The organism is Saccharothrix sp. ALI-22-I, assembly GCF_001984175.1.
Taxonomy (GTDB): Bacteria; Actinomycetota; Actinomycetes; order Mycobacteriales; family Pseudonocardiaceae; genus Actinosynnema.
The window spans coordinates 850939-871256 of sequence record NZ_MTQP01000068.1; the positions used below are offsets into that span (position 1 = coordinate 850939).

19 protein-coding genes are annotated in these 20318 nt (G+C 70.7%); 8 read left to right on the top strand and 11 right to left on the bottom strand.

Features of this window, described 5'->3' with window-relative positions; genetic code table 11:
• Positions 1-55: 55 nt before the first annotated feature.
• The 4 genes from ALI22I_RS40865 to ALI22I_RS40880 all read right to left on the bottom strand — a co-directional run bounded on the left by ALI22I_RS40865 (position 56) and on the right by ALI22I_RS40880 (position 5886).
• The gene (locus ALI22I_RS40865) at positions 56-2227 is read right to left on the bottom strand and encodes an FtsX-like permease family protein (protein ID WP_077010900.1); all 2172 of its coding nucleotides are present in this window, start codon (positions 2225-2227) and stop codon (positions 56-58) included.
• A 118-nt stretch (positions 2228-2345) separates the two neighbouring features.
• A complete protein-coding gene (locus tag ALI22I_RS40870) occupies positions 2346-4637 on the bottom strand; it encodes an FtsX-like permease family protein (RefSeq protein ID WP_077010901.1) in 2292 nt (763 codons plus the stop codon).
• Positions 4634-5365, bottom strand: coding sequence for an ABC transporter ATP-binding protein (locus ALI22I_RS40875; protein WP_077010902.1), 732 nt, complete (start codon positions 5363-5365; stop codon positions 4634-4636). Before ALI22I_RS40875 ends, ALI22I_RS40870 begins: the two co-directional genes overlap by 4 nt.
• A complete protein-coding gene (locus tag ALI22I_RS40880) occupies positions 5362-5886 on the bottom strand; it encodes a PadR family transcriptional regulator (protein ID WP_077010903.1) in 525 nt (174 codons plus the stop codon). Before ALI22I_RS40880 ends, ALI22I_RS40875 begins: the two co-directional genes overlap by 4 nt.
• 152 nt (positions 5887-6038) lie before the next feature.
• Between ALI22I_RS40880 and ALI22I_RS40885 the strand changes: the two genes are divergently transcribed.
• Complete coding sequence (locus ALI22I_RS40885; RefSeq protein WP_083752364.1) at positions 6039-6575, top strand: CGNR zinc finger domain-containing protein; 537 nt, start codon at positions 6039-6041, stop codon at positions 6573-6575.
• Between the two features lie 197 nt (positions 6576-6772).
• Here ALI22I_RS40885 and ALI22I_RS40890 read toward each other — a convergent pair whose 3' ends face one another.
• On the bottom strand, positions 6773-7978 hold the full coding sequence (locus ALI22I_RS40890; RefSeq protein WP_083752411.1) for a DUF445 domain-containing protein: 1206 nt from the start codon (positions 7976-7978) through the stop codon (positions 6773-6775).
• A gap of 80 nt (positions 7979-8058) precedes the next feature.
• Between ALI22I_RS40890 and ALI22I_RS40895 the strand changes: the two genes are divergently transcribed.
• Positions 8059-9231 carry a pyridoxal phosphate-dependent aminotransferase gene (locus tag ALI22I_RS40895; protein ID WP_077010905.1) on the top strand — a complete coding sequence of 391 codons (1173 nt, stop codon included), beginning with the start codon at positions 8059-8061 and terminating at the stop codon, positions 9229-9231.
• Between the two features lie 18 nt (positions 9232-9249).
• On the opposite strand, the gene ALI22I_RS40900 is transcribed toward ALI22I_RS40895, so the two are convergent.
• Positions 9250-11178 carry an NACHT domain-containing protein gene (locus ALI22I_RS40900; RefSeq protein ID WP_238598802.1) on the bottom strand — a complete coding sequence of 643 codons (1929 nt, stop codon included), beginning with the start codon at positions 11176-11178 and terminating at the stop codon, positions 9250-9252.
• Positions 11179-11251: 73 nt separating this feature from the next.
• Between ALI22I_RS40900 and ALI22I_RS54150 the strand changes: the two genes are divergently transcribed.
• Positions 11252-11842, top strand: coding sequence for a TFIIB-type zinc ribbon-containing protein (locus ALI22I_RS54150; protein WP_274523036.1), 591 nt, complete (start codon positions 11252-11254; stop codon positions 11840-11842).
• Between the two features lie 175 nt (positions 11843-12017).
• Here the strand turns inward: ALI22I_RS54150 and tgmC are convergent, their stop codons facing one another.
• A complete protein-coding gene (gene tgmC, locus ALI22I_RS40910; RefSeq protein ID WP_077010908.1) occupies positions 12018-13151 on the bottom strand; it encodes an ATP-grasp peptide maturase system methyltransferase in 1134 nt (377 codons plus the stop codon).
• 112 nt (positions 13152-13263) lie between these two features.
• Here tgmC and ALI22I_RS40915 point away from each other — a divergent pair, with 112 nt between their 5' ends.
• The 4 genes from ALI22I_RS40915 to ALI22I_RS40935 all read left to right on the top strand — a co-directional run bounded on the left by ALI22I_RS40915 (position 13264) and on the right by ALI22I_RS40935 (position 15978).
• Positions 13264-13647: a helix-turn-helix domain-containing protein gene (locus ALI22I_RS40915; protein ID WP_077010909.1), complete on the top strand. Its 384-nt coding sequence runs from the start codon at positions 13264-13266 to the stop codon at positions 13645-13647.
• A 5-nt stretch (positions 13648-13652) separates the two neighbouring features.
• Positions 13653-14366, top strand: coding sequence for a hypothetical protein (locus ALI22I_RS40920; protein WP_077010910.1), 714 nt, complete (start codon positions 13653-13655; stop codon positions 14364-14366).
• A 116-nt stretch (positions 14367-14482) separates the two neighbouring features.
• On the top strand, positions 14483-14767 hold the full coding sequence (locus tag ALI22I_RS40925; RefSeq protein WP_443217020.1) for a DUF2516 family protein: 285 nt from the start codon (positions 14483-14485) through the stop codon (positions 14765-14767).
• A 656-nt stretch (positions 14768-15423) separates the two neighbouring features.
• Positions 15424-15978, top strand: a complete 555-nt coding sequence (locus tag ALI22I_RS40935) for a type 1 glutamine amidotransferase domain-containing protein (protein ID WP_077010911.1) — start codon at positions 15424-15426, stop codon at positions 15976-15978.
• Between the two features lie 51 nt (positions 15979-16029).
• On the opposite strand, the gene ALI22I_RS40940 is transcribed toward ALI22I_RS40935, so the two are convergent.
• The gene (locus ALI22I_RS40940) at positions 16030-16788 is read right to left on the bottom strand and encodes a MerR family transcriptional regulator (protein ID WP_077010912.1); all 759 of its coding nucleotides are present in this window, start codon (positions 16786-16788) and stop codon (positions 16030-16032) included.
• A gap of 72 nt (positions 16789-16860) precedes the next feature.
• Here ALI22I_RS40940 and ALI22I_RS40945 point away from each other — a divergent pair, with 72 nt between their 5' ends.
• On the top strand, positions 16861-17409 hold the full coding sequence (locus tag ALI22I_RS40945; RefSeq protein WP_077010913.1) for a YbaK/EbsC family protein: 549 nt from the start codon (positions 16861-16863) through the stop codon (positions 17407-17409).
• Here ALI22I_RS40945 and ALI22I_RS40950 read toward each other — a convergent pair.
• The 3 genes from ALI22I_RS40950 to ALI22I_RS40960 all read right to left on the bottom strand — a co-directional run bounded on the left by ALI22I_RS40950 (position 17406) and on the right by ALI22I_RS40960 (position 20306).
• Positions 17406-18479 carry an LOG family protein gene (locus tag ALI22I_RS40950; protein WP_077010914.1) on the bottom strand — a complete coding sequence of 358 codons (1074 nt, stop codon included), beginning with the start codon at positions 18477-18479 and terminating at the stop codon, positions 17406-17408. The genes ALI22I_RS40945 and ALI22I_RS40950 overlap by 4 nt on opposite strands.
• Positions 18480-18699: 220 nt before the next feature.
• Positions 18700-19578, bottom strand: a complete 879-nt coding sequence (purU, locus tag ALI22I_RS40955; RefSeq protein WP_077010915.1) for a formyltetrahydrofolate deformylase — start codon at positions 19576-19578, stop codon at positions 18700-18702.
• A gap of 11 nt (positions 19579-19589) precedes the next feature.
• Entirely contained in the window at positions 19590-20306 is a 717-nt protein-coding gene (locus ALI22I_RS40960) for a maleylpyruvate isomerase family mycothiol-dependent enzyme (protein ID WP_077011205.1), read from the bottom strand.
• Positions 20307-20318: the final 12 nt, after the last annotated feature.

The following is a 20318-nucleotide window of genomic DNA, read 5'->3' on the forward strand; positions in this document are numbered from 1 at the left end:
TGGTGTGGTCGGGGGAACCGATGATCGTTTTCCTGCGTCGCTACCCGGTTCGCCACTACTCCGTTCGGAGACTGGCCGGGCGGATCGCCGAACGCAGCGCCGGCAGCGTGCACAGGGACACCACGAGGACGACGACCGCCGCGGCGGCGACCGTGGTGGCGATCTCGGTCCAGTCGACGCGGAACCGTTCGGTCGGCGCCACCAGCCACGCCGTGCCGAGACCGATCGGGATGGCCAGCCCGATGCCGAGCGCCGTGGGTATCGCCGACTGCCACAGCGCGGACACCGCGAGGACCTTCTCCGGCACGCCGTTCGCGGCCAGCACCGCCGTGGCCCGGCGGCGTTCGAAGACCTGGTCCACGGCCGCCGCCGCGAGACCGATCACGGCCAGCAGGGTGAGCAGCACCGAACCGCCGATGACACCGCTGCGCAGCGACGTGAACAGCTCGACCTGCCCGGCCCCGAACTGGCGGCGGAGGGTGACACCCCGGTCGGCCCGGCCGGTGGCGGCCAGCAGGCGGTCACCGAAGGACTCGTCCGGGCTGCCCCGCACGACCAGTTCGGTCGGCGGGATGGCCGCCAGCACCGGATCGGCTCCGCCCGCGACGACCAGCTGTGGCATGTCCCCCGTCAACGTCCTGTACTGCGGCACGACCCACTGCTGTCCGTTGACGGTGAGCTCGGTGCCGGGCTCCGGGCCGGGGCCGATCAGGTAGGCGGAGCCGGTCACGCAGTCGTCGACCTCCAGGCGTTCGGCGATCTCGGCGCAGTCGGCGCTGATGATGGAGGTGGTACCCGAGTAGTAGTAGCGCACCTCGCTGACCTGCCGCACGCCGCCGACCAGCGCGATCGCCTCTTCCAGCGACCGGACCGGGGTGTGTTGGGGCAGGTCGAGCACCCAGCGGCCGGGGGTGTCGGACGGTGGGGCGGCGGTGAACTGGGCCGCCACGCCGAGCAGGACCTGGAGCGTCAACGAGCCGGTGAGCACCACGACGACACCGGACAGCACGCGCGGGGTGCCCGAGTCGAAGCGGAGGGTGCGGAGGGCGAGCAGCGGCGCGATGCCGTCCGGTTCGAGGCGGTGGGCGACCTTGCCGACCAGCCACGGCAGCACCGCGCCCGTGCCCGCGAGGACCAGCGCGATGCCCAGGCCGAGGCTGACGGCCAGCCGCGCGTCGGACATCACCTGCCAGTAGCTGCCGACCGTCGAGATCACCACGATCAGCAGCGCACCGGTGCCGATCAGCGCGAACCGCCACCACGCCCGGTACCGCGGCAGTTCGACGGTGCGGGCCAGGCCGAGCGGGCCGACGTCCTCGGTGCGCAGTGCGAGCAGGGCCGACACGACCGCGACCACCGGCACGCCGAGCGCGATCATGGCGCCGAGCAGCGGGTCGGGCAGCAGGTCGGTCGGGAAGAAGCCGACCCCCTCCACCTCGATGAACCGGGCGAGCGGCCGTGCGGCGAAGAACAACGCCACGCCGACGAACAACCCGAGCACCGCCCCGGTCAACGTCTCACCGCTCGCGATCCAGCGGACCTGGTTGCGGGACGCGCCCGCCAGGCGGATCGCGGCCAGCCGTTGTTCGCGGCCGGTGGCGCCGAGGCGGGTGGCGACCAGGACGAAGATGCCGAGCGGGACCAGCAGGGCGCTGATCGCGGCGACCATCAGCAGCCGGTAGATGGGCAGCAGGGTCGACGGGGGCCTTTCGCTGCCGAAACCGGTGACCGCGTGGGCGCTGTCGAGGTGGGCTTCGGGGAGTCCGGCGTAGAACGTCAGGGATTTCGGTCGGGGTAGGCCGGCGTCGGCGATCACGCCGATGACGCGCTCCGGGAAGCGGGCGCGGACCGAGTCCTCGGTGCGCATCAGGTCGAGCAGTTCGGGGGAGACGACCAGTTCGCCGGGGCCGGGGATGCGGCCGACGCCGGGTGGGACGGGGGCGTCGGGCGTGGTGGCGGCCAGTTCCACACCGGTGATGAGGCGGCCTTGCCAGGAGACGCTGACGTAGCGGGCTTTGAGGGTGGTGTCCGCTTCGGTGGAGTTGAGCGACGCGGCTTGGACGCGTTCGGACTTCGCCTCGCGAGCCGGGCCGATGGAGGCGGCCAGGAGCAGGACGGTGACGCCGAGGCCCACGCCGGCGGCGGTGAGCGCCAACCTGGCCCAGGACGTCCGGCCGCCCCCGACAGCCAGTCGGACGCCCAGAACCAGGTCGGCGGCCCACCTCATCGGAGCGCGTCCTGAGTGCTCCGGGGGATGTGGTGGGGGCGCTGCATAGGGATCACAACTCTTGAGACGCGACGGAGGGCATCGACGTGGCCTGCCGACGTGGACAAGATGTTCGGGGTTACTCGGAACGCAGGCCCAGCGCGCCCGTCGCCCGCCGCAGGGACGGCAGCGACAGGACGGTCACCACCGCGACCATGAACGCCGCCGCGCCGCTGAGCACCGCGATGCCCGGCCAGTCCAGGACGATCGGCTGGGACATGATCCTCAACAGCAGGGCCGCCAGAGCACTGCCCACACCGACGGCCACGACCAGCGCCAAGAGGAACGGCACCGCGTTCTGCCAGAGGAGCGATCTGCCCAGGGCGCCTCGCGGGACACCACTCGCCGCCAGAACCGCGAGTGGCCGCCTGCGTTCGCGGACCTGCTCCAAGGCCAGCACCAGCAGACTCGCGCCCGCCAACAACAGCGTGATCAGGGAGCCAGCCAACAGACCCTGGCGGATGCTCTGGAACTGCGCCACCCGTTGGGTGACGTCGGCCTCGCCGAAGTAGGACACGAAGACGCGCCACGTCATCGGGGCCACGGCGTTGCGGACGTGGTCCCCGACGTCCGGCTCGTTCTGGTCGATCAACACCAGCAGGCTGGGGTTCCCGGGCTCGACCGGCATGGCACGTGCCACGGCAGGCGTGAGCAACAGGCCGCTCCGGAAGTTGATCGATTCACCAGGGCCCTTGACCACGGTGAACGGCGGGATTGTCCACTGTGGATCGTTCTGGCGGTCCTCATCGGAGTCGGACACCGTGACCCGTTGACCGGCCTCCAGCTGCGTCCCGTAACCCAGGGAGGAGCCGGCGTCGACGTAGAACGAGTCGCCGTCCTGGCAGCTGGGCAGAACCGCCTGTGTCATCAGGGCTTCGCAGGTGCCGACCGTCGCCGGGTGGTAGTTGCCCGCACCGGCCTCCATCCCCACGCTTCGCAGCGAGTGGACCTGGTTCACGCCCACCGTCCGCGCCACCAGGTTCGCGGTCTGCTCGACCATCTCGGGCGTCGAATCACTCAGGTGGATCGTGAGCCGGCCGCGGTCGACCTCCGGGGCCGGGCTGTCCATGACCTCGCTCTGGGCGCTGGCCATCACGGACTGCAGCGCGATGCCACCGGCCAGGACCACGGCCACACCACCGACCACGCGCGCCGCCGTGCCGCTCTCCAACTGCAGCCTGCGGATCGCGAGTTGCCACGACGGCGCGCCGCCGCGCATCCGGCCCACCGCGCGTTCCACCACCCACGGCAGCAGCACCGGGATCGCCAGCAGCAGCATCACGATCCCGCCGATCACGATCGTCGGGGACCCCTGGCTCTCCGTCCCACCGAACGCGTTGGCCTGGGTGATCAGCACCCCCACGCCGATGACGAGCGGCACCAGCCGCCACCACAGCACCCGGCGCACCGGCTTCGCCCGGCGCACCACGCCAAGCGGCTCGATCACCGTGCGCCGCATCGCGATCACCGACGTGACCACCGCCATCACCGGCACCAGCACGGCGATCATGACCGCGAACGGCAGTGACGGGATCAGGTCGCTCTTGAACGCGCTGAGCCCCGCTACCTGGATGTCCTCCACGAACTGCCGTCCGACGAGGAACAGCACCGCGCCCACCGCCAGCCCGACGAACGCGCCGAGCAGCGCTTCACCCGCCGCGATCCGGCGCACCCGCTGCGATCCGGCGCCGACCAGCCGCAACGCCGCCAGCCTGCGGTCCCGCTCGGCCCCGGCCAGACGCGTGCTGATCCCCACGAACACCAGCACCGGGAACAGCAGCGCGACCACGCCGACCATGACCAGCAGGGACAGCACCGGGTCGAGGGTGTTCTCGTGCAACTGCCCGCCGAACCGGGAGATCGCGTTGGCGTCCTCCGGGACGGTCGCGTCACCCGCGTAGAACACGAGGTCGTGCGGCGTGTTCAGACCGACCTCGTCGATGGTGCCGATCACCTGCTGCGGGAACCGCTCCAACAACAGCGCACCCTCTGGCGACTCCATCAGCCTCGCGAGTGCCGGCGACACGAACATCTCGCCGTCGCCGGGCACCCTCGACAGACCCGGCGGCACCGGCGCGTCCGGGCCGGTGCCCTTCACGAACCGCCCGGAGATCGACTCGCCGCGGTAGTCGGTGAACCACGACGTCAAGTACAGGACGTCCCCCGACGTCTGCTCGCCGGTGACCGGGGCGTTCGCGGCCTGCCGTTCGGCGCGCTCGGACAACACCGTGGTGACCGAGGCCGACGTCAGCAGCACGGCCACGCCGAGGCCGATGCCCGCGCCGGTCAACGCGAGCCGGACCCACGACGTGCGCCCGCCACCGAGAGCCAGCCGGACGCCCAGCGCGAGATCGGAGAACCACTGCCTCACGTGACCGGCTCCATCTCGCGCGACTTCCCGTCGCGCACCACGACCTCGCGGTCGGAGTACGCCGCCACCCGCGGCTCGTGCGTCACCAGCACCACCGCCGCGTTGGTCTCCTTCGCCGCGTTGACCAGCAGCTGCATCACGCGTTCGCCGTTGAGCGAGTCGAGCGCGCCGGTCGGCTCGTCGGCGAACACCACTCGCGGGCCCGTCACCAGGGCGCGTGCGACCGCGACCCGTTGGCCCTGGCCACCGGACGTCTCGCCGGGCCGCTTGTCCGCGACGTCGGCGACTTCCAGCCGTTCCAGCCACTCGCGGGCCCGCGACTCGGCCTCCTTGCGCTTCACCGAACCCAGCCGCAGCGGTAACGCCACGTTCTCCAGGCAGCTCAGCTCCGGTACCAGCTGGCCGAACTGGAACACGAACCCGAAATCGGTCCGCCGCAACTCGCTGCGCAGGCCGTCGCCCATCGCGCTGAGCTCCACGTCGCGGTAGCGGACCGTGCCCTTGTCCGGCGTGAGGATGCCGGCCAGGCAGTGCAGCAGGGTCGACTTGCCTGAGCCGGACGGACCCATCACGGCCACCACCTCACCGGCGCGCACGCGCAGGCCGGCGCCGTCGAGCGCGGGCGTCGGCCCGAACGACTTGTGCAGGTCGACGGCTTCCAGCAGTGCTTGCGCCGACCCTGGGCCTTGCGCCGATCCTGGGTCATACGGGGTTGCCGGGTCGGTCATCGGGTCACCGCCGTCTTCAGCCGGTCCAGGCGCGCGGCGGTGAGCTCCAGCCAGCGCAGGTCGGCCTCCAGGTGGAACAGGGCGTGGTCGCAGATCAGCTGGTCGGCCAGGTCACCGGCGGCCTTGCGCTTGGTCAGCTCGCGCATCGCGGCCAGGTGGGCGGCGCGCTGGACGTCGAGCACGTCGTCCGCGCGACGACCGGACAGCAGGGACAGCACGACCTTCGCGTAGAGCGTGTTCTGCAGGTAGGGCTCCGGCTTCTCCGGCGTGCCCAGCCAGTGCTCCACGTCCGTCACGCCCGCGTCCGTGATCGCGTACCGCTTGCGCTCCGGACCGTCACCCGCCTCGACGCCCGCCTCCATCACCAGGCCGTTGCGGAGCAGGCGCGACAGCGTTGTGTAGACCTGCCCGTAGTGCAACGGCCGGTCTTGGCCGAAGCGCTCGTCGTAGGCCCGTTTGAGGTCGTACCCATGTCGTGGGCCTTTTTCCAGCAGGCCCAGCAGGGTGTGTCCGATTGACATGCGAGGCACTATACACACGAGGTATACACATGGTTCATAGCCCGATCGGCGGTATGTCGGGCGGTATGGGGTCGCGCGGCCGGGCTAACCAGTCACAATCGTTTGACGGTTACTTAGCCACATCGTGACTCTTCGACGCCTACAGTGGAGGGGTGACTGGTCTGGCGGCCGGCTGGGACCACGCGGCTTTCTCGCAGGGTCGAGCCGGCGATGCGGAACACGATGTGGAGCTGCTGCTCGCTTTCCTGAACACCCGAGATCTCGAACTCGGCACGGATGTCCTGGACAGTGCCGCCGCTTGGCGCGCGTGGGTCACTGAACGGGGTCTGGGCCGGGCGGGTGACCCCGATGACGTCCGCGCCGTGCGTGCGGCGCTGCGGGCCTCGCTGGGCGAACCGCACGACGGGCCCGATCCGACCCCCGCGGCGGGCTTGGTGCGCGTCGACCTCAGCCACGGCGTGCCGACGATGTCCAGCACCGACGCCCTCGGCGCGGTGCTCGGCGCGGCGGCACGGCTGGCGGTGCTCGGGTCGTGGGAGCGGTTCAAGATCTGCCAGGCGGACGACTGCCGATGGGCGTTCTTCGACCGCTCGCGCAACCGCTCGCGCACCTGGTGCTCGATGCAGACGTGCGGCAACCGGGAGAAGGCGCGCAACTGGCGGGAACGCCGCGCCCTCAGCGTGACCTGAGCGTTCAACTCGCCTGTTCCGAACGCAGGACACGCCCGACCCGAACGTTGGACACGCCTGTTCCGAACGTTGGACACGCGCGCATGTCCAACGTTCGCGACCCGCGTGTCCAACGTTCCGAACGCGCGTGTCCAACGTTGGGAACGCGCGTGTCCAACGTTGGCGACGGGTGAGTTGAACGTTCGGGACGGCGGGGGTCAGGTCACCAGTTGGCTGACGGTGTAGATCACCAGGCCGGCCAGTGCGCCTACGACCGTGCCGTTGATGCGGATGAACTGCAGGTCGCGGCCGACCTGTAGTTCGATCTTGCGCGAGGTCTCCTCGGCGTCCCAGCGCTCGACGGTGTCGGTGATCAGCGTGGTGATCTCGTCGCGGTAGTTGGTCACCACGTACCCCGCCGCGCCTTCGAGCCACCCGTCGACCTTCTCGCGCATCGAGTCGTCCTCGACCATCCGCCGGCCGAACGACATCAGCCCCTCGCGCACGCGTTTGCGCAGTTCGGACGACGGGTCCTCGGCCGCGTCGAGCAGCATCTTCTTCGCCGTGCCCCAAGCCGACCCGATGAGCCGCTGCACGTCCGGGTGCGTCACGAGCTGCTGCTTGACCTGCTCGGCCCGCTGCATGGTCGCCGGGTCGGTCCGCAGGTCGGCCGCGAACTCGATCAGGAAGTGGTCCACCGCCTGCCGCATCGGGTGGTGGGCATCGGTCTTCACCGCCCACGCGAAGTCCAGCAGCTCGCCGTAGACCTTGTCACCGAGCAGCGAGTCGACGAACTTCGGCGACCACGACGGCGCCCGGTTCGACACCACGCTCATGACCTTGTCGTAGTTGTCCCGCACCCAGTCGTAGGCCCGGTCGCACACCAGGTCCACGAGCTTGTGGTGCGCGCCGTCGGTGAGCACCTGCCCGAGCAGCTTGCCCAGCGGCGGGCCCCACGGCTGGTCGACCAGCCGTCGCACCAGCGCCTGCTCGACCACGGCCTGCACGTCGTCGTCCCGCAGCACGGTGACCGCACCGCGAACCACGTTGGCCAGCTCGGACGTCACCCGTTCGGCATGATCCGGTTCCGCGAGCCACTCGCCGAGACGCCGTCCGATGCCGGCCCGGCGCAGCTTGTCCCGCACCACCGCCTCGGACAGGAAGTTCGTCCCGACGAACGACCCCAGCGCGTCGCCGAAGCTGTCCTTGCGGGTCGGGATGATCGCCGTGTGCGGGATCGGCAGGCCCAGTGGCCTGCGGAAAAGCGCGGTGACGGCGAACCAGTCGGCCAACGCGCCGACCATGCCCGCCTCGGCCGCGGCGCGGACGTACCCGATCCAGGCCGGGCCGCCGTCCTCGTAGAGCAGGGCGATGAGGAAGATCGCGGTGGCCCCCAGGAAGAAGCCGGTGGCCACCAGTTTCATCCGGCGCAGGCCTTGGCGCTTGAGCTGGTCAGCGGCGGTCAGTTGCTCCACACCGCCATTGTCCGTGAAGATTCGGCCTTGTGCGGGTACCAGCGCTAGTCCCCAGGATGCGGCCGTTCACCTCGACGATCTTCGCGGAGATGACCGCGTTGGCGATCCGGACCGGGGCGGTGAACCTCGGGCAGGGTTTCCCCGACACCGACGGGCCGGTGGGGATGCTGGAGGTCGCCAAGGCGTCCATCGACGCCGGGCTCAACCAGTACCCGCCCGGCCCCGGCATGCCGGAGCTGCGCCAAGCGATCTCCGAGCACCGGGCGCGCTACGGCACGCACTACGACCCCGACACCGAGATCCTGGTGACGGTCGGCGCCACCGAGGCCATCGCCGCCGCGTTGCTCGCGCTGGTGGAGCCCGGTGACGAGGTCGTGCTCGTCGAGCCCTACTACGACTCCTACGCGGCGTCCGTGGCGTTGGCCGGCGCGACCCGGCGGACCGTGGGGCTGGTCGAGGAGCCGGGCACCGGGCGGCTCGGGCTGGACGTCGAGGCGCTGCGGGCCGCCATCGGCCCGAAGACCAAGGCGTTGCTGCTCAACTCGCCGCACAACCCGACCGGGACGGTGCTCAACCGCGCGGAGCTGGCCGCGGTCGCCGCGCTGTGCGTCGAGCACGACATCGTGGCGATCACCGACGAGGTGTACGAGCACCTGGTGTTCGACGGCCTGGAGCACGTGCCGCTGGCCACCTTCCCGGGCATGGCCGAGCGGACCGTCACGATCTCCGGCGCGGGCAAGTCGTTCAACTGCACGGGCTGGAAGATCGGCTGGGCGTGCGGGCCCGCGGAGCTGGTCGGCGCGGTGCGTGCGGCCAAGCAGTTCCTGACCTTCGTGGGCGGCGCGCCGTTCCAGCCGGCCGTGGCGCACGCGTTGCGGCACGAGCTGGGTTGGGTGGAGGACCTGCGGGCGTCGTTGCAGAACAAGCGGTCACGGCTGGCCGACGGCCTGACCGAGGCCGGTTTCTCGGTGCGCCCCAGCGAGGGCACGTACTTCATCACCGCGGACGTCCGCCCGCTCGGGTTCACCGACGGTGCGCAGCTGTGCCGGGAGCTGCCGGAGCGGATCGGTGTCGCGGCCGTGCCGGTGCAGGTGTTCACCGATCACCCGGACCAGTGGCGGCACCTGGTGCGGTTCGCGTTCTGCAAGCGGGACGAGGTGCTGGACGAGGCGATCGGCCGGCTGCGCAAGCTGAGCGTGTAGGAGCCAGGCGTCCGAAAGCTAGGCGTCCGACGGGACCTCGGACGGGCGGGCGCCCGCCAGCCGGTCCTGCACCAGCGGGTGCCGGAACTGGTAGGAGGCGCCCGCTTGGCGCAGCACGCCGAGCTTGCGCGCGTCCTCCAGGAACACCATCAGCTCCCACGGCAGCTTGCCGCGCAGCGCCAGCCAGATCCGTGCCACGGTGAACCACCACCAGCGCAGGTGCAGCACGGACAGCGTGAAGCCGAGCATCAGCCCGCACGCCAGGCCGAGCCCGACCATGCCCGACTGGGACGGCCCGAACACCACACCGGCCGCCGCGCCGAACACCACGGCCAGCACCAGCGACCCGGTCCACACCGCGATCCGGTCCCGCGCCATCGTCCACTTAGGACTCGACGGGTGGCTCAGCTCGGCGCTGCTGCCCAACGCGAACCGCAGCGCCACCGCCACCCCGATGCCCAGGCCCACCACCAGCCCCGCGGACAGCCCGTACAGCGCGCCGAACACCAGACCCGCCGCCGTCCCCAACACACCGCTGACCACGACCAGGCTGCGCCACACGCCCAGCCGCGGCTTCGACACCCGGTGCCCGGACGCGTACAGCGCGGCCACCGCCACGACGAGCCCGGCGGCCAGACCGGTGATCGGGGCCAGCTTCGGCGTACTCGCGTACGCCATCAGCCAGCCGACGCCGAACCCGCCGATCGTGCCCAGCACGATCGCGCCGAGCAGCGCCAACCACGTGCTGCCGACCGAACGGCGCAGCTCCCACCAACCCAGTTCGCGGACGCCGCGCTTGCGCATCTCCTCGGCCAGGAACGCCAGCCAGCGGGTCGCCTTGTCCTTCGGCCAGACCTGGCTCGCACCGGCGTGGTGCGCTACCGCGCGGTCGCCGAACGCGCCGCCGACCAGCGCGTCCACCAGGTGGTTCTCGACCGCGCGGCGGTCCGGGAACCGGGCTCGGTCCAGCAGTTCGCTCGGCTCGCCGTACCCGTAGACCACGCCCGCCAACCACACCGCGAGTGGCGTGGACAGCGCCTCGGCCAGCCGACCGCCCGGCTCGTCGCGCAGGTGCAGGAAGATCGGCTCCCAGCGGGCGGCCGTGACGGGGTCCGAGACGGCCCGCAGGTAGCCCGCGATCTCCTCGTGGTCCAACGGCTGGAGCTGCACGACGTGCGCGCCCGGGACCGGCGTGCCCGCCTCGGCGAACTCCTCGGCACTGCTGGTCAGCACCAGCGGGTGCGAGCCGGGGAACGCGCGGTTGATGCGGTCCAACGCGTCGGGTCGGCGTTCGGGTGGGATCTGGTCCAGGCCGTCGAGCACCGGGAACACGCGGCGCTGCTCGACCAGCAGGTCCGCGGCGTAGCTGCCGTACAGCTCGGTGTTGCGCAGCGCCGGGTGGTCCTCGTAGAGCCGGCGGGTCATCCAGGTGCGGACGTCTTCCGCGTTCGGGTCCCACGTGGACAGCGGGAGCAGGAACGGCACCGGGCCGTTGGTGTTCTGGTCGAGCAGGCCGATGGTGAGCAGCATCGCCGTGGTGCTCTTGCCCGCGCCGGGGTCGCCGAGGAACACCATGCGGCGGCTGCGCTGGAACGCGCGGACGATCGCGTCGCTGTGCCCGGGTTCACCTTCGAGGGCGCTCCAGTGCAGGTTGAGGAGGTTGTCCTGGAGGCCGCGGGCGCGGTACTCCTCGTTCCACTGGGCGTGCAGGGCACGGGCCAGGGCACTCGCGGCGGCGTCGAGGTTGTCGTCGGTGGCCAGGCCCGCGGCGCGCCTGCGGTGCAGCCACGGGTCCAGCACGGCGAGCAGCGCCAGGAACCCGAGGGCCAGGCCGGTCAGCCACAGTTCGGGGTGGATGCCGTAGTCGGTGACGAACAGGCCGGCCGTGGCGAGCACGGCGGCCAGCACGCACCCGGTGAGAACGGCCCGCTGGCGGAATCTGGACACCAACGCATCATGACGGACCGATCACTGGTGGTGGTGGCACGGTCACCCCTGTGTCGTGCGTAACCTTGGGTATGTGATCTGTCCGAAATGCCAGGACCTCATGCAGACCATCAGCCGTGGTTCTGTGCACATCGAGCAGTGCGAGAACTGCAAGGGCGTTTTCCTGGACGGCGGCGAGTTGGAACAGATCATCGCCGCCGAGCGGGCCCACTACGCGCAGCCGTACCGGCCCGAAGGCTTCCCCGTCCCCCCTCCTGCCCCCACGATGGCCGTGCCGGTCAACGTCGGCGTACCAGTCGACGCGGCCGTACCGGTCGACGTCGGTGTGCCGGTCGACACGGGCGTACCCGTTGACGTCGGCGTACCGGTGGACGCTCCCGTGCCGGCCGACGGTGCTGTGCCGGTAGAAGGCGCCGTGCCAGTGGACGGCGAGCAGCCGCCGCCGGCCACTCCCGCACCCGCACCCGCACCCACGACCGGGCCGCCCCCGCCCTACCAACCGCCGCCCGGCACCCCGATGCCCGGCACGCCCGCGGCCGCGCCGCCCCCGTACCAGCCGCCACCCGGCACCGTGACCGGCCCGCCGCCGCCCGTGTACCCACCCGGCTACTACCAGCCGTACCCGCACCGCAAGCGCAGCTTCCTGGAGGAATTGCTCGACTGAGCGGCCGACTCCCGTGTTCTGAGCGTTCAACTCGGGTGTCCCGAACGTTGGACACGCGTGTTCCCAGCGTTGGACACGCGTGTTCTGAAGGTTGGACACGCGGGTTGTGAGTGTTGAGTTCGGGGGGCCTGGAGGTGGGACTCTCGCGTGAGTCGAACGGTCGGGTCGGGTGAGTTCAACGGTCGGGGAGGAGGGGCCAGGTCAGGGGGGTGTTGTCCAGGGCGAAGTATTGGCTTGTCGGGGTGGCGGTGAAGGTGAACTGGTGGCGGCGGGGTTTGCCGAGTGAGCGCCACTGGCGGTAGGCGGCTTCGGCTTCGTCCCAGAGGGCGCGTGGGCCGCCCTGTTCGACGACGGCGCCGCGATGTCTGACCCAGGAGCCGTCGGGGTGTGCCAGGCGGATCGGGTCGGCTGCTATCGCGACCTCGGCCAACGCCAAGCCGGCGAAGAACTCGAAGCCGCTGGACGGGTCCACGACGGCGCCGGACGGCAGCAGGGTCGTGCGTGAGGTGTCCGGCTCGGCGGTGAGGGCGTTCAGCAGGGCCTCGTCGGCCCATGACTGGCGGTGCGCGCGGAGCGGCATGAAACGGCCGTCCTCCAGCAGCACGCGGCCGGTGGCCTGCCCGTCGTGCACGGTCAGCCGCACCAGCCCCGCGCCGATCGGCCGGTTGAACGTGGTCACGATCAGCCCACCGGGTGCGGTCTGGTCGAGCCACGCGGTCGGGATGCGGGACACGGCGCACGTGCCGAGGATGCGGTCGTAAGGCGCACGAGGCGCGTACGCCTGCTCGCCGTCGCCCGCCACGCACGTCGGGTGGTAACCGGCGGCGGTGAGCCGGGACGCGGCCCGTCGCAGCACGCCGGGATCGACGTCGATCGACGTCACCCGGGAGTCGCCGAGCGCGTGGCACAGCAGGGCGGCGTTGTAGCCGGTGCCGGTGCCGATCTCCAGCACCTGGTCGCCCGGCGTGACGGCCAGCGCCTCCAGCATGATCGCCATGATCGCCGGCATGCTCGACGAACTGGTGGGTACCCCCGTCACGGCACCCGTCGCGAGTGCTTGCTCCCACGCCCGGTCGTCGCCGTTGAGCTGGGTCACGCAGACCTCGTTGCGGTAGACCAGCGCCAAGTGGTCGGGGTGCGCGGAGGTCACCGGCTCCCACGCCCCGTCCGGGCGCTGGACGAAGAACCCCGGCAGGAACACATGCCGCGGGACCTGGCGAAACGCATCGACCCAGCGCGGATCGCGGAGCACGTCGGAGGCCAGGAGCGAGTCGACGAGCTGTCCGCGCAGGTTCGCCGCAACGTCCACGCACTCCACCGTAGCGCTATGGGCGAGCACACATCCGGATTGCTAGCAATCCGCTTGCAACTGCTAGCACCTCCGCGTACCGTTGGATTACGGACCGAGGAGGTGCCGCAAGTTGGACAAGTCCATCGACAAGGCGGTGGCCGAACTCGGCCGCGACATCGGCGAGTACATCCGCCAGCAGCGCAGCACGGCGAAGATGTCGTTGCGGCAGCTGGCCAAGCTCGCCGGGGTCTCCAACCCGTACTTGAGCCAGATCGAGCGCGGTTTGCGCAAGCCGAGTGCGGAGATCCTGCAGCAGATCGCCAAAGGGCTGCGGATCTCGGCCGAGGCGCTGTACGTCGAGGCCGGGATTCTGGAGCAGCGCGAGGGCGGCGCTCTCGCGGACGCCATCGTCACCGCCCCCGATCTGACCGAGCGGCAGAAACAGGTGCTGCTCGACGTCTACGAGTCGTTCCGGCGGGAGAACGCCGCCAATCAGACCAAACCGGAGGAGTGATCTCCATGCCGAACCTGCCCACCACCGAGGAGCTGCGCAAGGCGGGCGAACAGGCCGTCGCCGCCGCCCGCACCCCGCTGCTCGCCGCCCTGGGCGCCGGTGACCTGGCCGCGAAGGCCGTCATCGAGGCGCTGGGCAAGGCCCGCGAGCGGGCCGAGTCGGCGAAGACCGCGGCCGAGTCGTCCGACCTGAAGAAGGACCTGCGCGACAAGCTGGACCCGGCCGAGCTGCGCAAGGTCGTGGACGCGTACACGCAGTCGGCGCTCAACCTCTACCAGTTCCTCGCCGAGCACGGCGAGGAGGCGCTGGAGAAGCTGAAGACCCAGCCGCAGCTGCAGAAGGCGCTGCACCAGGTCGAGGAAGCCGTCGAGACCGCGCAGAAGCGCACCGAGGCGGCCGCCTCGGACGCCCGCGTGATGGCCGACGACGTGCTCGGCAAGGTGAGCCGCCGGACCCGCGCGGTCCGCGCGAAGGTCGCCGACGACGTGGACGACGCGAGCGAGAAGCTGGCCGAGACCGTGGTCGAGATCGGCGGTGACGTCGCCGCGGAGGTGCGCGAGACGACCCCCAAGGCCACGCCGCGCAAGCCGGCCGCGACGAAGCCGATCACCACGCCGAAGCCCGCCGCCGCCGCGAAGACCACGGGCGCGACGACCAAGACCACGGGCACCACGACCCGCTCCACCGCGGCGAAGAAGCCCACCGACACCACCAAGTGACCCAACCGACACGGGGCGTCCCACCAGGGGTGCCCCGTTTCGGCTGTACCGGGAGCGCGGGACGCACGTAGGCTGAGGGGGTGTTGCCAACGTTCCCGGCCTTCAGTCCGCTCGTCCTGGACTACTGGGTCATGTTCGCGGCCTACTACGCCGCGCTGATCATGGGCGTGTTCGCGTTCGCGCACGCGCTCTCGCAGCGCGCCGACGCCTACACGGCGGCCGAGCGCATGACCAAGCCCGCGTGGCTCGGCATCACCGGAGGTGGGGCGTTCGCGCTGCTGCTGTTCCACCCGTTCTCCGCCGGCGCCATGTTCTGGCTCGCCGGGCTGGTCGCGGTCACGGTGTACGTGGTCGACGTCCGGCCCCGGCTGATCGAGGTCCAGCGCGGCCCGCGGTGGTGACGCACCGGAGCTTCGGCTCCGGAGCGCCCGTCACGCTCGTCGGCCACGGCCTGGGCGCGACACCCGGCGAAGCACGCCTGCCCACGTCCGGTCTGCCGGGCACGAAAGTCGTGGTCACCCTCCCCTCGCACGGCGACGCCCCGGACGCGCCCGAGGGTTGTGGGCCGAGTGGGCGGGCTCCGTGCAACACCGGCGCGGCGGCTGTTCGGTCGACCCGCTTCACCCGAAAGTGATCTTGCCGTTGGTCGAACAACGGTTCGATAGTGGTCTGTGTCGGGCATCCGACACCTGTTCGGTCGGATGGGCGTGGTGAAAACCAAGTCGCGCCTGTCCGAGCGGACGTGCTGCATGTCCTCCCCGAGTTGCGGGCGACAGTAAACGAGCCCGATGGAAACCCACGTCAGACCCGCATCGCGCGGGCAGCGGGTACTGCCACGGGAAGACCCGGCCCGCAGGGGGCCAGGCCAACGCCGTCACCGCAAGGAGACGGCTGCTTGGATAGAGCGGACTCACATCTGCTCACACTTCAAGTAACGGCTATTGGAACTACCGGCGAAATCGGATCGGTCGGCTGGAGCTGGTGTCCTCGTGGCCGACCAACCGCCCGCGGACGTCCGCGGGTGGTTGGTCGACTTCCTGCGCGGGTAGCCGAAAACATGGCCGAACAGAAGAAGATCGCATTCCTGGTCGACACGGAGGGGATCGAGCAGGTCGAGCTGACCGAGCCCTGGCAGCACGTGGAGAAGGCCGGAGCGCTGCCGAGGCTGCTCGCGCCCAAGCTGGGGCAGGTGCAGGCGTTCGACCACCTGACACCCGCCGACACGTTCGACGTCGACGTGCCGTTCGCGCACGCGGACCCCATGGACTACGACGGCGTGGTGATCCCCGGTGGGGTGGCCAACGCCGACTTCCTGCGGATGGACCACGACGCGGTGCGGTTCGTGAAGCAGCACGTGGCCGCGGGCAAGCCGATCGCCTCGATCTGCCACGGCCCGTGGCTGCTGGTCGAGGCGGACGTGGTGCGCGGCAAGCGGCTGACCTCGTTCCCGAGCCTGGCCACCGACATCCGCAACGCGGGTGGGCAGTGGGAGGACGCCGAGGTGCGGGTCGATGCCGGCGCCGGGTGGACCCTCGTGACCAGCCGGAAGCCCGACGACCTGCCCGCGTTCAACCGTGAGGCGCTGAAGGCGTTCGGGCTGCAAGACATCTGAACCACTTTCGAGACGCAGACCACGGGGATGTGCACCTCCCCGTGGTCTTCCCTACAGCCGACTCTGGGCGTAGGCCGCGATCGCGTCGCGGACGTACTCGGCGAAGCCCTCGGCGTGCGCGTCGAACTGCGCCTTGAAGTCCGGCGAGTCGACGTACAGCTGACCGAGCCCGGTGTAGGACTCCCGGTTCGGCGTCCAACTCCGGCAGATCCACCGGTAGTGCCGGTCGGTTACGTCCAGCACACGCGGCGCGTCGACCGCGACACCGGCGTCGAACAGCTCGGCGTAGGCCTGGTAGATCGCCTGCCACTCCGCCATGAACCCGTCGGCGTCCGCCTTGGTCCAGTCGCGCATCCGGCGCTTGCTCTGGTCGATGTGCTCCTGCATGTGCTCGCCGTACCGCTCCACGAGTTCCGCCTCGTAGCGGGCCTGGCGGTCGGCGTCGAAGCCGTCGAACAGCTCTTCCATCTTCATGCGGCTACCCCCTTCCAGTTCCTCGATCGTCCGGGAGACGGTCTTGGCCAGGCTCGCCAGCCGCTCCTGCTCGGTGGCCAACCACCGCGCGTGGTTGCGCAGCACGTCGACCGTCCGGTGCCGCCCGTCCAGGACCTCGGCGACGGTGTCGAGGCCGAGTCCCAGGTCGCGCAGCAGCAGGATCTGCTGGAGCCGGAGCAGCTGCTCGCGCTCGTAGTACCGGTAGCCGTTGCCGCCGATCCACGCCGGTTCGAGCAGACCGATCGCGTCGTAGTGCCGCAGCGTCCGCGAAGTCACCTTCGACATCCGCGCGACCTGTGCGATCGACCAGGCCATGACCGTGCTCCCTCCCTGTCGTCGACCACGCTAGAGGTTGACGTTGCGTCAACGTCAAGCTGAGCCGGCAGGATGGTGGGCGTGTGGACCATCGCTGGAACCCTGACCCCCGTGCCCGTGCTCGACCGGCTGGACCTGGTGGCGGAACCGGTCGCCGCCGCGCTCCGGTCGATGGCGGACGGCGCACGGGTCGCGGTCGCGGAGATCGACCCCGCGTTGGCGGACACGGCCGAGTTCTGCGCGCACTACGGCTCGCCGTTGGAGGCGTCGGCGAACTGCGTCGTCGTCGCGGGCAAGCGCGGCGACACCATCCGGTACGCGGCGTGCGTCGTGCTGGCGACCACGCGGGCGGACGTGAACGGGGTCGTGCGGCGTCGGCTGGACGCGCGCAAGGCGTCGTTCGCGCCGATGGACGACGCGGTGTCGCTCAGCGGCATGGAGTACGGCGGCATCACGCCCGTGGGCCTGCCCGCCGACTGGCCCGTGCTGCTGTCCCCCGAGGCGGCGGCCGCGCCGGAGCTGGTGATCGGCAGCGGCATCCGTGGCAGCAAACTGCTGGTACCCGGCGAAGTGCTGGCAAAGCTGCCGGGCGCCGAAGTCGTGGAAGGCCTGGCCCGCTAGCCGACGCCCCGGTAGCCCCGCAGGAAGCTGACGGCCTCGTCGGTGTCGTCGGTGACCAGGATCCAGCGTTCGGCGTCCCGGCCTCGGGCCAGCTGTTGGACCAGCGGTGCGGCCGGTACCTCGTTCAGCCAGAAGTCCTTGCCCAGGAACACCATCGGGGCGGCCGGGCCTACTGAGCCGTAGTGGTTCTGGCAGTAGTCCTGGAAGACTTCCTGGACGGTGCCGGCGCTGCCCGGCGTGTAGATGATGCCGCCGGTGGCGATGGTGAGCAGGCCGTCCTCGCGGACCGAGTTGGCGAAGTACTTGGCGTGCAGTTCGCACGCCGGGTTCGGCGGTTCGTGGCCGTAGAACCAGGTCGGGATGCCGACGGTGCGCGGCCGGTCGAACGTCGGCAGGTCGGTGGGGCAGGCGGCGATCCAGCGGCCGACCGACTCGGCGTCGGCGCCGAACTTCGGGGCCCTGGCCAGGTCTTTCAGGACCGAGTCGTCCACCCCGACCCGCACACCCAGCGGCACGGCCTCCATCACGCCCGGCCCGCCGCCGGTCAGCACGGTGAACCCGGCCTCGCCGAGCGCCGCACCCAGCTGCACGGCCCGCCGGTAGCCGTCCGTGTCACGTCCCAGCGCGTGCCCGCCCATCACCGCGACCGGCCGGTCCGGCAGCGCGTCCGCCAACGCCTCGGTGATCGCGTGGTCGTGCAGGCGTTCGGCCAGGGCGTGCAACGGGTCGGGGTTGTGGCCCTGCGCGCGGCTGTGCTGGTAGATCAGGGCGTCCGGGGTGTCGGCGTAGGAGACCGGGTCGGCCGGGTCGAACCCGGCGAACAGCTCGGCCGGCGTGTAGAGCCGCGACCGGTACACGTCGTACGGCAGGTCCGGGATCGCCGGGAAGACCAGCGCACCGGCCGCCGCCGCACGCCGCTGGCCGACCGGTGAGAGCGTGCAGCCGAGGAACAGCGCGCCGTCCATCGGCACGCGCAGATCCTCTTCGCTCAGATCGAGCCCGACGAGCACGGCTCGCTTCAGATCATCCGCCGCGCGGACCTGGTCGAGGGCGGTGAACTCGGTGCGCACCGGCGCAGCCTACGTTCTGAGCGTTGAACTCGGTGGTCCCGAACGTGGGACTCACGCGACCCGAACGTAGGACTCTCGCGAGCGTCCTACGTTCAGGTGCCGAGAGTCGAACACTCAGGACCGGTGAGTTCAACGCTCAGGACCGCGGGGGTCAGCTGAAGAAGAGGGATTCGGGCCGGCGAAACGCCTGGTAAACGCCCAGAAGAGGCCTGGAAGAGGCCTAGAAGATGACGGTCTGGTTCCCGTGCACGAGCACCCGGTCTTCGAGGTGCCAGCGCAGGCCGCGGGCCAGCACGACCTTCTCGATGTCACGGCCCTTGCGCACCATGTCGTTGATCGAGTCGGTGTGGTCCACCCGGATCACGTCCTGCTCCACGATCGGGCCCTCGTCCAGGTCCGCGGTCACGTAGTGGCAGGTCGCGCCGACCAGCTTCACGCCCCGGCTGTGCGCCTGGTGGTACGGCCGCGCCCCGACGAACGACGGCAGGAAGCTGTGGTGGATGTTCAACGCCCGCCCGGCCCAGTCCGCGCACAACTCGGCGGGCAGGATCTGCATGAACCGCGCCAGCACCACCGCGTGCGGCTCGTGCACGTCCACCAGTTGCCGCAGCTGCGCGAACGCCGCCTGCTTGCCCTCCGGGTCGCTCGCCGGGAACGGCACGTGGTGGAACGGGATGCCGTGCGCCCTGGTGATCCCGGCCAGGTCGGTGTGGTTGCCGATCACCGCCGACACGTCCACGTCCAGCTCGTGCGACGCCACCCGGCCCAGCAGGTCGTACAGGCAGTGCCCTTCCCGGGACACCAGGATCACCACGCGCCTGCGCTCACCGGTGTCGGTGACCCGCCACGAACCGGGGTGCGCGCCCAGGTCACGGGCCACCTCGGCGAACCGGGTCCGCAGCTCGTCCACGTCGAACGGCAGCGAGTCCGCCCGCACCTCCTGGCGGGTGAAGAACCAGTTGGTCGTCGGGTCGGTGTGGTAGGCCGCCTCGACGATCCACCCGCCGTGCTCGGCCAGGAACGAGGAGATCCTGGCCACGATCCCGGTGCGGTCCGGGCAGCCGAAGGTGATCACGTAGCGTCGTTCAGGCAGAGGCACGACGGAAGTATCTACGGTCGCGGCAGCCCGTCCAGCAGTGACCTGTCACCCGATGTGATGGCCCCGCTGGGCCGTCCCCACACCGCCCGGTACAGCGCGTCGGCTGTCCCCGCGACGGTGGCGTCCTCGTGGGTGGCCGAATCGGTGATCGGACCGGCCTCCGGCGGCTGACCGGGCGTGAGCCGGACCTCCCAGGCCCGACCGGCGTCGGCGGCGTGGAACAGCACCCGGCCCGCCCGCTCGATCGGCTTGAGCTGAGCGGCGCGCACCAGCATCCGGGTCAGGTACTCGTCCACGCCGTCCGCCGCGAACTCCACGTCGAACAGCAGCGACGGCACCGCCGCGCCGTGCAACGCGTGCTCGGCGTCCAGCCGGTGGATCGCCGTCTCGTGCGCCTGCCGGCGGGACCAGAAGCCGAAGGTCTTGGGACCGATGAACGTCCACGCGGGCGTGTTCGACGTGGTGTCGGCCAGTGTGTCCGCCAGCTCGGCGAACTTGGTGTCCCACCAGCCGAGCAGTTCGTCCCAATCCGAAGGACGATCGTCGGGACGTGGCCGCTCGGCGTCCGGCGCCGTGTGCAGGGCCCGCAACGCCCAGGAGTGCGTCAGCCCCAGGTGGTCGACCAGGTCCTTCACCATCCACCCGGGACAGGTCGGCACCTCCGCGTCCGGCCCGGCGGCCACCGCTGCGGCCCGGAGAGCCGCGTACTCGGTCCTTAAGTGCTTCACGAAGTCCGCGTG